We start from the raw sequence: 13,324 nt of genomic DNA on the forward strand, positions 1-13,324 counted from the left end.
GCGCGAGCTTAGCAGCTTCACGAAGGCGAGGGCAGGGCACGAGGTCGCGGCATCCGCGCGATTTGAACGAAGCGAAGCTCCGGCCTAGAGTTCTGGCGCTGACAACGGACCCGTGACGATGACGCTCGAAAGCCTCGATCTCGCGCTTCGCGCCGCCGCCATCGCGCTGCTGGCCGTGCTCGCCGTCGCGCTGGGACGCGATCTCGGCAGGCAATGGCGCGGCCGGCTCGCGATCGCGCTGGCGCTGGGCTCGGCCGCGCATGCCGCGACCTTCAACATCGGCGGCACGGCCGCGCCATCGCTCGCTTCCGCGCCGCTGATTGCGGTGGCGACCGCCGATATCGTCGTGCTCTGGCTGTTCTGCCGCGCGCTGTTCGACGACGGCTTTGCGTTGCGTTGGCTGCACGGCCTGATCTGGCTCGCGGTGTTCGGCTTCAGCCTGCTGAGCTGTCTCGTGCTGGGGCCTGCCGGACATGGACGGCTCGTGATCGTCGCCAATAATGTGCTGGCTCTCGGCTTCCTCGGCCTGACCTTGGCGCAGACCATCCGTTCCTGGGCGGCGGATCTCGTCGAGGGACGGCGGCGCATCCGCGCCTTCGTCGTGATCGCGGCGCTGTCCTACGGTGGCGTCAATGCGCTGCTGCAGATGGCGTCCGCCGGCCGGGGCCCGTCGGAGCTCGCCAATGTGGTCAACGCGGCGATGTTCTTGGCCGTGGTCGGCGCCGTTGCGCTGATGCTGCTCAAGGTCGGTGCCGGCGATGTGCTCGCGCCGGAGGCGCCACCGGCCGCGGCGCTCGAAGCGGTGGCTCCGAAAGCCGCCGACCGCAGGTTGGTGGACGCGCTGATGCGGCTGATGGCGGACGAGCGGGTTTATCGTCAGGAGAACGTCACGATCGGCATGCTGGCGACGAAGCTCTCCATTCCTGAATACCGGCTGCGGCGGCTGATCAATGGCGAGCTCGGCTACCGCAACTTCAACACCTTCCTCAACGCCCACCGCATCGAGGAGGCCAAGGCCGCGCTCGCCGATCCCGCCCAGGCCGAGGTGCCCGTGATCACCATCGCGATGGACGCTGGGTTCCAGTCGCTTGGGCCCTTCAACCGCGCCTTCAAGGCGGTGACCGGGGTGACGCCGACCGAATACCGGCGCATGAGGCTGTCGGCGGCGTGATCTGTTCAGCCTTGAAACTGCAGAGGAATTCCAGAATCGGCGAGATCCCGGCGATTCTCGGCTGCGATGATTTCCGAAATCGGCGAGCGTCCGGGCCGCAGCCGCAGTCTGGTCCGGCAGATCCAACTGCCGGAGCTCCTCATGACCAGACGCCGCCTGCTGCTTGCCCTCGTTGCCACCACCGCGCTGACCGCCCTGGCGGTCGGCGGCGCCCGCGCCCGCGATGTGCCGAAGGTGGCAACCGGCTTCATCGCCAGCCTCCTGTGCTCGGAGACCTTCGTCTCCGGTCTCGACCCGGACCGCACGCTCTCCGAGACCCGGGCCGCGATGCCCGGCGCCGGCCTGCTGAGCTGGGCGATGGACGTCCGCGTCGATCGCGCCGCCAAGGACGTCACCGTGACGCTGCTCGGGATCGGGCAGAGCCGGGCCGTGTATCGCGACGGGCTCGGCTGCCACATGGACCATGGCGAAGCGGCGGATTGGCCGGCCATCCGGCCCGCTGCGCCAACCCCCGCCTTGCTGCCCGACATCGCTCCGCCACGCGTCGTCGCGCCGGTCACTCCGGCCCTCGCGGCAGCGCTGGATCGCGCCTTTGCCGAGCCGGACTCGCCGCCGTTCCGGCATACCCATGCTGTCCTGGTGATGAAGGACGGCAAGGTGATCGCCGAGCGCTACGCCCAGGGCTTCACGCTCGACACGCCGCTGCTCGGCTTCTCTGCGACCAAGTCGATGACCGCGACCTTGATCGGCATTCTCGTCCGCCAGGGCAAGCTCGCGCTGCATACGCCCGCGCCCATCGCGGCGTGGCGGGACGACAAAGATCCGCGCCACGCCATCACCGTCGATCACCTCTTGCGCCACACCGCAGGCCTCGCGCTCGGCAGCTCGCTGCAGGCCTCGCTGTTCTCTGTGCTCGAGCCTGTCAACCGCATGAAATTCGTCGAAACGGACCGCGCCGCCTTCGCCGAAACCATGCCGCTCGAAACCACGCCGGGCGCGGTCAGCAATTATCACGACGGCAACACCGTCATCCTCTCTCATCTCATCCGCGACGCCGTCGGCGGCAGCGCTGCGGATGTGCTGCGCTTTGCGCATCGCGAGCTGTTCGATCCGCTCGGCATGACCAGCGTCACCCTCGAATTCGATGCCGCCGGCACACCGGAGGGATCGAGCCAGATGCTGGCCTCGGCGCGCGACTGGGCGCGGCTCGGCCAGCTCTATCTCGACGACGGCGTCGTCGCCGGCCGGCGCATCATGCCCGCGGGCTGGGTCGCGTATGTCAGCGCGCCGACGCCCGGCGCGTTCGTCGGCCTCGGCGCCGGCTTCTGGACCAACAGTGGCGACAGCTTTGGCGCCAACTACCGCACCTCCCATGGCTGGCCGCGCGACGCGTTCTTCGCCAAGGGCACGCTCGGCCAATATGTCATCGTCGTCCCGTCGGAGCGTCTCGTCATCACGCGTTTCGGCCGCACCGTGAACTGGCCGCCCGAGGCCGATGGCGTGGCGCAGCTCGTGAGCGACGTGATCGCGGCGACGCAGGGAGAATGACGCATGCGTTACGCTCTTCCCAAAGCGGTGGCCTGCTCGACACGTTCGAATCGCTCCAGCGACAGGATCGCGTCGGCGAAGCTCTGTGCCCGGCTGCTCAGCACTGGCCGTGCCAGCGTCAGAAACTTGTCGCTCATCGCCTGTGCTGTCGGGAACGAGGTCGGCTCGCCGGAGGGATCGTCGTGCAGCCGCTCGTGCACGCCATCCGCGGTGGTGATGGTGACGCGCGCGCCGAACGGATGGCTGCGGCCGATCTCCAATTTGTCGTCCTGCACGACGTCGAACTTGTCGGCCAGCGCATTGATCGCGGCGTCACCAAGGCGCGTGTAGTCGTCCCAGCCGAAGCGGCCCTGGTCGAGCGCGAGCGCGCCGGTGAAGAACATCGAGAACTGGCCGCCGACGATCGAGGTCGGATGGCGCTTGGTGGCGGCATCGCCCGTCAGGGTGATGCCGTTGCGATGCAGGCCGATCTCGACGCGCTTGACCTGGTCCGGCGTCAGATTGTGCTCGCGGCGCAGGGCGATGATGGCGTCGATCGCTGCATGGGTATAGCGGCAGCTCGGATACGGCTTCACGCCGATCTTCATCGTCTCGTAGGTGGAGCCGAGCCCCGCGACCGCCTTGTCGTGATGCGGCGTGTCGGTGTAGCCGACGAGGAGGCCGTGCTTGCCCTCGACGGATTCGATCGCGCCGACGAAGTCGTTCTTGGCGAGCGTCGCCGCGATCACGCCGTTCATCGCCGACGCCCCGACCTGATAGCGCTTGTTCCAGGCGCCGTTGACGAGAAACTGCAGCGAGCCCGCGGCCTGGCTGCCGGACACGCCGAAAGCGTAGATCAATTGCTGCTCCGACAGGCCGAACAGCTTGCCGGCGGCGGCCGCCGCGCCATAGGTGCCTGCGGTCGCGGTCGGGTGGAAGCCGCGGGCATAATGCGAGGTCGGATCGAGCGCGTTGCCGAGCCGGCAGCACACCTCGTAACCGGCGACGATCGCGGTCAGGACCTCGCGGCCCGAGGCGCCGACCATCTCGCCGACGGCGAAGGCGGCCGGCACCACCGGCCCGCTCGGATGCAGCGAGGAATCGGCGTGGGTATCGTCGAAGTCGAGCGAATGGCCCATCGTGCCGTTGAGCAGCGCCGCCACCGCCGGCGTCCAGGTTCTGTCGTCGCCGAATACGGTCGCCTCGCCCGCTGCATCGAGCTTCAGCGCCGCCAGCATCTTCACCACCGACGGCGTCGATTCCGCCTCGCGCCGGGCCCGGATGGCGCTGCCGAGGAAGTCGAGCGTCAGCACCTTGGCGCGGTCGAGCACCTCGGGCGGGATATCGTCATATTTCAGCTCCGCGACATAGGCGGCGAGCGTTGCGGTTTCCTGGGCCATCGTGTTTCCTCGCATCGTTGCAATGACCGTAGGCAAGCCGATTCCGCCTTTCAAGCCGGTTCGGCCCGGTGGGGAGCTGCCATGCCGCGATCGCGCTGGTGCTTTTCGAGGTGAGCGACTGATGGTGTCCTTGAAACGGCTGTTCGGCCGGTTGCGCGCCCGCAAGGCGCCGATGTCGCTGGCGGTCCGCGGCACGGTGGCGGCGACGCTTGCCTTCGCGATCGCCACGGCCTTCCACCTGAAGCTGCCGCTGTGGGCGGTGCTGACCTCGCTGATTGTGACGCAAGGCAGCGTCGGGCGCTCGCTGAAGGCAACGCGCGACTACATGTTCGGTACCATCGGCGGTGCGATCTATGGCGGCGCCATCACGGTCTTCATCCCGCATTCGGGCGAGCTGCAACTGCTCGGCATGCTGATCCTGGCGGTGACGCCGCTCGCCTTCATCGCCGCGATCAATCCAAGTCTCAACGCGGCGACGGTGACGGCCGTGATCGTGCTGCTGGTGCCCACGATGGGCCATCTCGATCCGCTGGGATCGGCGATCGACCGTGTGTTCGAGGTCGCGGTCGGCGCGCTGACCGGCCTCGCCGTTTCGTTCATCGTGCTGCCGTCGCGCGCGCACGTGCAGATGCGTAGCGCGGCGGGCCGTCTGCTCGAGCTGATCGCAGCCGCCTTCACCGAGCTGCTGGCCGGCCTGTCGCGCGGCCGCGACAACGACGCGTTGCATCGGATCCAGGACGGCATCGGTACCGCGCTCACCGAATTGAATGCGACAGGAGCGGAGGCCGAGCGGGAGCGCTCGGCGCGGCTGTCCTCCGGCGCCGATACCGGCCCACTGCTGCGGACGATCCTGCGCCTGCGCCACGACGTCGTGATGATCGGCCGTGCCAGCGTGGTGCCGCTGCCATCCGAGCTGCAGGCGCGCTTGTCGGGACCGGTGGCGCGCGTCAGCGATGCCATCGCGAGCTATCTGCGCGGCTGTGCCGCGGCCATCCGCAACGGTTCCGGCCCGCCGGCGATCTGGCCGATCCACGTCGCGGTGAAGGCCTATGCGGAAGAGGTCGCCGCCGTCCGCAGCGACGGTCTCACGCGGGGGCTGCCGGGTGACGCCGCCGAACGCTTCTTCGCGCTCGGCTTCTCGCTGGAGCAGATGCGGCAGAACCTGATCGACCTCGAGCGCGTCGTTGCCGAATGGGCGGGCGCTTCGACCGGGAAACCGCATCGACCGGAGCGCGACGAGACGCCGGATACAGCGGGCGCCTGATCTCCTCATCGCGACAACCGCAGGAAGCGCAGCACCAGCAGGGCTGCATAGATGGCGGTGCCGATCGACAGGCCGATCCAGATCCCGGTCGCGCCGAGCGCGGTGTGGAAGGCGAGTGCATAGGAGGCGGGAAAGCCGATCAGCCAGTAGCCGAGCACGGCGAGCAGCAGCGGGATGCGCGTGTCCTTGATGCCGCGCAGCGCGCCGACCGCGATCGTTTGCAGCGCATCGGTGATGAAGAAGGTCGTGCCGATGAGAAGCAGCATGGCGGCGAGCGCCGCCGTCGCTTCCGCATCGGCGAGGCCGGCGCCGAGGAACAGCTGCACGATGTCATGGCGGGCAATGACGATGCCGAGCGTGAACAGCATTGCGAGACCTAGGCCGAGCGACATTGCCATCAGTCCGGCGCGACGGACACCGGCCGCATCGTTACGTCCAGCGGCGTGGCCGACGCGCACGGTCGCAGCCATGCTGATGCCGAACGGCACCATGAACAGGATCGCCGTGATCTGCAGCGCGATCTGATGCGCGGCGAGCGCGGCCGTGCTGATCAGCCCCATCAGGATCGCCGCCGCCGAGAACAGGCCATATTCGAGCAGGAACGACAGCGAGATCGGAGCGCCGATGACGAGGAGCTGCCGCATCAGCCGCCAGTCGATGCGCCCGAGCCGGGCCAGGACATGATAGTCGCGGAACGGCGGGCGCAACGCGGCGAACCACAGGCCGGCGAGAAACGTTCCGAGGTTGACGGTCGAGGTGGCGAGGCCGACGCCGGTCAGGCCGAGCTGCGGAAAACCCCAGTGGCCGTAGAGCAGCGGATAGACCAGCAGCGCGTTGAGCGGGATCGCGGCCAGGGTGATCCAAAGCACCGGCTCGGGGCGGTTGACGGCGCCCATGAAGCTGCGCAGCGCCAGGAACCACAGCATCGGCGCGATCCCCCAGGCGAGACCGGCGAGATAGTCCTGCGCGAGATGCGCCACGTCCGGCGCCTGTCCGAGTGCGAGCAGGATGATCTCGCCGTTCAGCGCGATCAGCATGATCGGCAACGCGATGAACAGCCCGGCCCACAGCCCGACACGCAGCGCGCGCCGGACCAGCCCGGCATCGGCCGCGCCGAACGCCTGCGCGGCGAGCGGCGCCACCGCGGACATCAGACCCATGCCGAAGGTCGAGCCGACGAAGTAGACGGTGCCCGCTAACGCGGCCGCTGCAACGGCATCGCCGCCGAGACGGCCGATGAAGGCGAGATCGGTCGACATCATCGCGATCTGCGACAGCTGCGTCAGCGCCATCGGCGCGGCGAGGCGGACCGTCTCCCAGAGGTCGAGCGCGAGAGAAGGTGTCGGCGCCGCCGGCGGCGGCGCGTGGTCGGTTCCGGCTGTGGAGGTCATGATCGAGGCTATAGCAGTCCCCGCAGTGTCGTGCACATCACGCCGTCGTCGTCATGGGCCGTGCGAGATGCGAGCGTCGCGGCAACATCATCGTTGGAGCTTGGGTTCGCGACGTCGGCCATCGCGGACTGCTCTCGTGCCGAACCAGATCGGATCGGACGGCCACACGCGTTCCCGCGACACGGCGTGCCCGGGTGATGCTCGATTTGCTCCCCTCGAACAGGAAGAGGGGCAGGGAAGGCCGGGTGCTTGACCACACCCATGGCCCGCCTGCAAAAGAAGTAGCAGGCGGCAGTCACCACAGGTGGGCCGCACATCCGGCCTTCCCTGCGCCATGGTTGGAACGGCTTATACGTACTCTCCCCGGGGACCGGGCTTGTTTGCCCCCGTCACCTGCAGATCGCTCGCCGGCTTGACCTCAGCATCGGGAGGCCAGGACCATACGATTTCGCCGTATGCGACAGCCCCTTCGTCCACGCGCCAGCCTCAAGAGAACCTGAGTGCGCGTTGTGAGCCGCCGCATCCATCGCATCCCACCCTCAACGGTCCGTGACGATCGCGAAGCGCCCCTCTCATGAGGACGGGACGGGTGCAGTATTTCCGATTTTCGGAAGTAAAGCAAGCGGAAAGTTTAGGCCAGATGATCTCGATCGGACCATGTGTCTGAGGTGGCTATCGAAATCAATGTTTGCACGCGGCCTGCTCTCTGCTGACGAGCCGAGTGTAGCGCACACGTCAGCCGTCCATGTGGGCGCGGAGCGCTTTGGAGCCGCGGAGCTCCACGACCAAGATGTGCTCCTGGTCGGTTCGCGAAGCGAACGACATATCCCAATCAGCAGGTCCCGCGTTCAGCAGCGGAACCGAAAAGCTGTTGAGTACGAATTCCGTGTCGAACGAAGCTTCGAGCGGTTTGCCGAACCAATGCTCGTAAGTCGCGCGCGCGCCATGATCGATGTTGCGGATGATGTCGGTGTAGTCGCGTTCAACCCAGGCGAAGAACTCGCGCTGTCGTTGGTCGGGCGCCAGCCGGTCGCCAGGCGCATCAATGAAGAGCTCGATCTCGGTCTGCGTTGGTGAGAACTGCCGCTTTGCTTCCCAGTAGGATCCCATCGAGACGAGATGTCCAAAGAACGCGTCGTCAATTTCAACCCGCCTCATGATCAGTTCGCTGAACAGCCTGCGTATCAGGCCCATCTGATCGCCCCCTGACGCACAATGCGCCGTGCCTTCATTTTTCAAAGCAAGCCGAATTGCGCAAGAGCATCGCGCGCCTGCTGATCCAGTCCTTCCTGTCTTTCGTCCTCGCTCGGCGTGCTGCAAAGCCGCCTGAGCTCAGGGAGAAACTGGAGAGCAACGTCCTCGGGAAGGAACGGGATGAGCAGCTGGAGTATCCAATACTTCCAAACGGCATCGTCGGAATTCAAGACATGCCAGATGTGCGGTGCCATCGGCGCGCCGATCGAAGCGAGGAAGGGGGCGAGAATGTGCGCCACCGGCCAATTGTAGTCCTTTAGCCACGCCGTCAGCTCGGGAAGGATTGGCGCGACGGCCGGGTAGCCGGCCTGCACGGCTGCCCGCGCACGATCGAGGTCGGCCTTTCCCTTTGGGATGAGCTGATGGATATCGTCCATGATGGGTCTCGGTAAAGACAGATTGATGAACTTCTGCGGGCCGTTCTGGCGAAGATGATCGCGCTATGCTGGCACGCGTTTCGCGAGAGTCACGGGCGGCGAGTTGGAGTATGTGCAGGCCTCGCTGAACCAGATCGCACCCGTGCTACATGTGCTGCTGGCGGCCGAGCAGGTCTTGGCTCTCGGGATCGATTTGCGCCAGGAGGCCGCGGGGTCAGGCGGGCGCTGCGACCTGCCGGAGCATTGTCTTCACCACCAGCCGGTGAAACGGCATGATGGCGGCGAGATAGGAGCGGCCGAGCGTGTTGTGCGTGTGCACCAACGTGGTCGCGGTCACCTGCGAGGCCTTGCCAATTGGGCTGACGTCGGACCTGACGTCGACCACGACACGAAAATCCAGATGCTTGTCGTCGAAGCCGAGCACGATTCGTTGCGGCGTTTCGTCCACGACGGGAAACATCCCGATCAGAGGACGTGGGTTGCCTGGATCCGCGCCCGAGGTCTTCAGACCGAACGGCCTGACCAGCAGGTTGCGGAGCTTCAGGAGCGCCGTCATCCACCAGGGCGCGTGACCGAGCATGCGCTCGGCCGCCGTGCGGGCATTGATGGCCGGCTCGTCAATCGCGATGCGAAAGGCATCAGCGAACTCCGCGCCGGCGAGCCATCTGGTACGGTCGACGTTGGGAGGGATCTGGCTGACGGCCATGTGCAATGAGCCTCACATGTCACGGTTGTGCCCGCGCTGTGCGCGATGCGGAGCATCATCGCACGCTCATGTTCGCGAAGCCAGCGCGCGAATGGAATAGCGTTACGGCCGGTCATTCGTCATTGCTTCGCTTCGCGCTTCGCTCGCAACGACGTCGGAGAAATGCTGCGTGAATGGCGCTACCGTCCGCGTTCCGGCACGCGCGTGATCTTGGCGCCCAGCGCATTCAGCCGCTCGTCGATGCGTTCGTAGCCGCGCTCGATCTGGTCGGCGTTGTCGATATACGAGGTCCCCTCGGCGCACAGCGCGGCGAGCAGCATGGCCATGCCGGCGCGGATGTCGGGCGACACGACGCGGGCGCCGCGCAGGCGGCTCGGGCCGGCGACGATGGCGCGGTGCGGGTCGCACAGCACGATGCGCGCGCCCATCGAGATCAGCTTGTCGACGAAGAACATCCGCGACTCGAACATCTTCTCGAACATCAGGATCACGCCCTCGCATTGCGTGGCGGTGACGAGCGCGATCGACATCAGGTCGGCGGGAAAGGCCGGCCAGGGCTGGTCCTCCAGCTTCGGCACGTGGCCGCCGAAATCGTCCTTGATCCGCAGCGTCTGCTCCGAGGGCACGATGAGATCGTCGCCGGCAACCTCGCAGACGATGCCGAGCCGCTCGAAGCCCATGCGGATCGAGCGGAGATGCTCGGTGCCGGCGCGCACGATGCGTAAGGGAGAGCGAGTCACGGCGGCAAGGCCGATCAGCGAGCCGACCTCGATGTGATCGGGCTGGATCGAGTAGCTCGCCTGGCCCAGCGTGCTGGCGCCATGGATCACCATCGTGTTGGTGCCGATGCCCTCGATGTTGGCCCCGAGCGCCACCAGGAAATGCGCGAGGTCCTGGACATGCGGCTCCGAGGCGGCGTTGCGCAAGTAAGTCGTGCCGTGGGCGGCCACCGCGGCCACCAGCGCGTTCTCGGTCGCGGTGACACTGGGCTCGTCCAGGAAGACGTCGGCGCCCTTGAGGCCGGAGGCGCGCAGCTCGATCTTGTCGGTTGCGGTGACGGTGGCGCCGAGCTGCTCGAAGGCGAGGAAATGGGTGTCGAGGCGGCGGCGGCCGATGACGTCGCCGCCTGGCGGCGGCAGCGCCACTTCGCCGCAGCGGGCGAGCAGGGGCCCTGCCAGCAGGATCGACGCGCGGATGCGCGCGCAGAGGTCCGGATCGAGGTCCGCGGCGCGGATCTCCTTGGCATGGATCGTGAGCCTGTTCCGGCCGCGCCATTCGGCGGAGGCGCCGACCGAGCGCACCAGCTCGACCAGCGTCTCGGTGTCGCGGATGCGCGGCACGTTGTCGAGCGTGACCGGATGCTCGGTCAGCAGCGCGGCGGCGATGATCGGCAGCGCGGCGTTCTTGTTGCCGGACGGCTCGATCGCGCCCTTGAGCCGGTGACCGCCCTCGACGATGTATTGAATGGGCGCCATGCGCGAAAAGTCCGTTCTGAGATGGTGATTCGCCCGGGGACCGGCGAAAGCGGAACATCGATCTTCAACGGAATTAACACGGAAGGGACGGGCAGGCCACTGCTCCGCAGACTCAGGGTGCGCCTGGTCGTCTGTCGCGCCAGTGCGGAGTATCCTCGGGCTGGACGTCGCGACTACACGTCCACGTTGGCCGACAGCGAGTTGTCCTGGATGAACTCGCGGCGCGGCTCGACCACGTCACCCATCAGCTTGGTGAAGATGTCGTCGGCCTCGTCGACCTCCTTGACCTTCACCTGGAGCAGCGTACGGGCCTCGGTGTCGAGCGTGGTCTCCCAGAGCTGTTGCGGGTTCATCTCGCCGAGGCCTTTGTAACGCTGCATGTTGATGCCCTTGCGGCCGGCATCGGTGACCGCCTCGAACAAATCGACCGGGCCATGGATCACGGTCTGGACGTCGCCACGGCGCAAGGCGCCGGGCTTCGCATAGGCCTCCTGCAGGCGGGCCGCATATTCGTCCAGCTTGCGGGCATCGACGGACGCGAGCAATGCGTCGTCGATGACGGCAACGTCCTTGACGCCCCGCACGGTGCGCTCGAAGGTGAAGCCCTGGCCCTCGACGAAGTGGCCGATCCAGCCGCGCTCGACCTCGTCGGCCAGCACGTCGAGCCGTTTTGCGATGTAGGCGGCCGCGGCGTCCGCCGTCGGGATGTCGCGGGTGATGTCCGGGCGCAGCACGCCGGCGATCGCGGCCTGCTCGACGACCTTGCGGTCGTAGCGCGTGTGCAGGTTGCGCAGGATGTTGCGGACGAGACGCGCTTCCTCGACCAGCGCCAGGAGGTCACGCCCCTTGCGCTCCTCGCCTTCCGCCGTCTTGAACACGCAATCGTCGAGGCCGGTGCCGATCAAATAGTCTTCGAGCGCGCGCTCGTCCTTCAAATACTGCTCGGACTTGCCGCGCGTGACTTTGTAGAGCGGCGGCTGGGCGATGTAGAGGTGGCCGCGATCGATGATCTCGCGCATCTGCCGGTAGAAGAAGGTCAGCAGCAGCGTGCGGATGTGGGCGCCGTCGACGTCGGCGTCCGTCATCACGATGATCTTGTGATAGCGCAGCTTGTCGATCGAGAACTCGTCGCTGATGCCGGTGCCGAGCGCGGTGATCAGGGTGCCGATCTGCTCGCTCGACAGCATCTTGTCGGGGCGCACGCGCTCGACATTGAGGATCTTGCCGCGCAGCGGCAGCACCGCCTGGAACTCGCGGTTGCGGCCCTGCTTGGCGCTGCCGCCGGCCGAGTCACCCTCGACGATGAAGAGCTCGGACTTGGCCGGATCCTTCTCCTGGCAGTCGGCGAGCTTGCCGGGCAGCGAGGAGACGCTGAGCGGGCTCTTGCGGGTCAGCTCGCGCGCCTTGCGCGCGGCCTCGCGTGCCGCCGCGGCCTGGATCACCTTGCCGACGATGGTCTTGGCCTCGCCCGGATGCTCCTCGAACCAGGCCGCGAGCGCCTCGTTCAGAACGTTCTCGACCACGGGACGCACTTCCGAGGACACCAGCTTGTCCTTGGTCTGCGACGAGAATTTCGGATCCGGCACCTTCACGGAAAGAACGGCGGTGAGACCCTCGCGACAGTCGTCGCCGGTCAGCGCGATCTTCTCCTTCTTCGCATTGGCCTCGGCGTAACCGTTGACCTGGCGCGTCAGCGCGCCGCGGAAGCCGGCGAGATGGGTGCCGCCGTCACGCTGCGGGATGTTGTTGGTGAAGCACAGCACGTTCTCATGATAGCTGTCGTTCCACCACAGCGCAGCTTCCACCGTGATGCCGTTGACCTCCGAGCGCACCATGATCGGCGCCGGAACGATCGCCTTCTTGTTGCGGTCGAGATATTTGACGAACTCCTCGACGCCGCCGTCGTAATGCATCTCCTCGCGCTTCTCGACCGCGTGGCGCATGTCGGAGAGCACGATGTTGACGCCGGAATTGAGGAAGGCGAGCTCGCGCAGGCGATGCTCGAGCGTCGCGTAGTCGTATTCGACGTTCTTGAAGGTCTCCGTCGAGGCCAGGAACGTCACCTCGGTGCCGCGCTTGCCCTTGGCCTCGCCAACCACTTTCAGCGGCGCAATCGCGTCGCCATGGGCGAACTCGATGAGATGCTCCTTGTCGTCGCGCCAGACCCGAAGCTGCAGCTTGCTCGACAGCGCGTTGACGACCGAGACGCCGACGCCGTGCAGTCCGCCGGACACCTTGTAGGAGTTCTGGTCGAACTTTCCGCCGGCGTGCAGCTGGGTCATGATGACCTCGGCGGCGGACACACCTTCGCCCTTGTGAATGTCCACGGGAATGCCGCGGCCGTCGTCGCGCACGGTGACCGAATTGTCCGGATTGAGCACCACCTCGACCGCAGTGGCGTGACCAGCCAGCGCCTCGTCGATCGCGTTGTCGACGACTTCGTAGACCATGTGATGCAGGCCGGAGCCGTCATCGGTATCGCCGATATACATGCCCGGGCGCTTGCGCACGGCATCCAGGCCCTTCAACACCCGGATCGATTCTGCGCCGTATTCGTTCGCGGTTGCAGGCTCGTTGTCGGCGATGGTTTGCCGGGCGGGTTCGGTCATGTGGGGCCTTCGGAAGGGGTGGTCGAATCGGCATTGCAGATCGCATGCCGAGAGCGCTCTTTCTCTCACGAAAGGAGCCACGCGCCTAGCGCAAAGTGGCCCGTCGTAAGACATTGAAGAGATAGCGCTTTTTAACGGTTTTTCAAGGCC

Annotated in this window: 10 protein-coding genes; 3 read left to right on the plus strand and 7 right to left on the minus strand. The window is 66.5% G+C overall.

Features of this window, described 5'->3' with window-relative positions:
- The first annotated feature begins 118 nt into the window (after positions 1-118).
- Together QX073_RS16325 and QX073_RS16330 are read left to right on the plus strand one after the other, a co-directional pair.
- The gene (locus QX073_RS16325) at positions 119-1,171 is read left to right on the plus strand and encodes a helix-turn-helix domain-containing protein (protein WP_316170047.1); all 1,053 of its coding nucleotides are present in this window, start codon (positions 119-121) and stop codon (positions 1,169-1,171) included.
- A gap of 141 nt (positions 1,172-1,312) precedes the next feature.
- Positions 1,313-2,719 (plus strand): serine hydrolase, encoded by a 1,407-nt coding sequence (locus tag QX073_RS16330; protein WP_316226027.1) that lies wholly within the window; start codon positions 1,313-1,315, stop codon positions 2,717-2,719.
- A gap of 8 nt (positions 2,720-2,727) precedes the next feature.
- On the opposite strand, the gene QX073_RS16335 is transcribed toward QX073_RS16330, so the two are convergent.
- On the minus strand, positions 2,728-4,098 hold the full coding sequence (locus QX073_RS16335) for an MmgE/PrpD family protein (RefSeq protein ID WP_316226028.1): 1,371 nt from the start codon (positions 4,096-4,098) through the stop codon (positions 2,728-2,730).
- Between the two features lie 121 nt (positions 4,099-4,219).
- Here QX073_RS16335 and QX073_RS16340 point away from each other — a divergent pair, with 121 nt between their 5' ends.
- Positions 4,220-5,362, plus strand: coding sequence for an FUSC family protein (locus QX073_RS16340; protein ID WP_315751809.1), 1,143 nt, complete (start codon positions 4,220-4,222; stop codon positions 5,360-5,362).
- A gap of 5 nt (positions 5,363-5,367) precedes the next feature.
- Here the strand turns inward: QX073_RS16340 and QX073_RS16345 are convergent, their stop codons facing one another.
- The 6 genes from QX073_RS16345 to gyrB all read right to left on the minus strand — a co-directional run bounded on the left by QX073_RS16345 (position 5,368) and on the right by gyrB (position 13,174).
- Positions 5,368-6,753 (minus strand): MATE family efflux transporter, encoded by a 1,386-nt coding sequence (locus tag QX073_RS16345; protein ID WP_316226029.1) that lies wholly within the window; start codon positions 6,751-6,753, stop codon positions 5,368-5,370.
- 735 nt (positions 6,754-7,488) lie between these two features.
- Complete coding sequence (locus QX073_RS16350) at positions 7,489-7,947, minus strand: hypothetical protein (protein WP_316226030.1); 459 nt, start codon at positions 7,945-7,947, stop codon at positions 7,489-7,491.
- A gap of 41 nt (positions 7,948-7,988) precedes the next feature.
- Positions 7,989-8,384, minus strand: coding sequence for a DUF5071 domain-containing protein (locus tag QX073_RS16355; protein WP_315715015.1), 396 nt, complete (start codon positions 8,382-8,384; stop codon positions 7,989-7,991).
- Between the two features lie 214 nt (positions 8,385-8,598).
- Positions 8,599-9,090, minus strand: coding sequence for a DUF2867 domain-containing protein (locus QX073_RS16360; protein ID WP_315715016.1), 492 nt, complete (start codon positions 9,088-9,090; stop codon positions 8,599-8,601).
- Positions 9,091-9,269: 179 nt separating this feature from the next.
- Entirely contained in the window at positions 9,270-10,565 is a 1,296-nt protein-coding gene (gene murA, locus QX073_RS16365) for a UDP-N-acetylglucosamine 1-carboxyvinyltransferase (protein WP_315715017.1), read from the minus strand.
- Positions 10,566-10,738: 173 nt separating this feature from the next.
- Positions 10,739-13,174: a DNA topoisomerase (ATP-hydrolyzing) subunit B gene (gene gyrB, locus QX073_RS16370; RefSeq protein WP_315751813.1), complete on the minus strand. Its 2,436-nt coding sequence runs from the start codon at positions 13,172-13,174 to the stop codon at positions 10,739-10,741.
- Positions 13,175-13,324 lie beyond the last annotated feature (150 nt).

It is taken from the genome of Bradyrhizobium sp. SZCCHNS3052 (assembly GCF_032484495.1).
Lineage (GTDB): Bacteria > Pseudomonadota > Alphaproteobacteria > Rhizobiales > Xanthobacteraceae > Bradyrhizobium.

Excerpts from the sequence above, each read along its gene's own strand:
- QX073_RS16325 (WP_316170047.1), top strand. The coding sequence starts at position 119 with ATGACGCTCGAAAGCCTCGATCTCGCGCTTCGCGCCGCCGCCATCGCG.
- QX073_RS16330 (WP_316226027.1), top strand. The coding sequence starts at position 1,313 with ATGACCAGACGCCGCCTGCTGCTTGCCCTCGTTGCCACCACCGCGCTG.
- QX073_RS16335 (WP_316226028.1), bottom strand. The coding sequence starts at position 4,098 with ATGGCCCAGGAAACCGCAACGCTCGCCGCCTATGTCGCGGAGCTGAAA.
- QX073_RS16340 (WP_315751809.1), top strand. The coding sequence starts at position 4,220 with ATGGTGTCCTTGAAACGGCTGTTCGGCCGGTTGCGCGCCCGCAAGGCG.
- QX073_RS16345 (WP_316226029.1), bottom strand. The coding sequence starts at position 6,753 with ATGACCTCCACAGCCGGAACCGACCACGCGCCGCCGCCGGCGGCGCCG.
- QX073_RS16350 (WP_316226030.1), bottom strand. The coding sequence starts at position 7,947 with ATGGGCCTGATACGCAGGCTGTTCAGCGAACTGATCATGAGGCGGGTT.
- QX073_RS16355 (WP_315715015.1), bottom strand. The coding sequence starts at position 8,384 with ATGGACGATATCCATCAGCTCATCCCAAAGGGAAAGGCCGACCTCGAT.
- QX073_RS16360 (WP_315715016.1), bottom strand. The coding sequence starts at position 9,090 with ATGGCCGTCAGCCAGATCCCTCCCAACGTCGACCGTACCAGATGGCTC.
- murA (WP_315715017.1), bottom strand. The coding sequence starts at position 10,565 with ATGGCGCCCATTCAATACATCGTCGAGGGCGGTCACCGGCTCAAGGGC.
- gyrB (WP_315751813.1), bottom strand. The coding sequence starts at position 13,174 with ATGACCGAACCCGCCCGGCAAACCATCGCCGACAACGAGCCTGCAACC.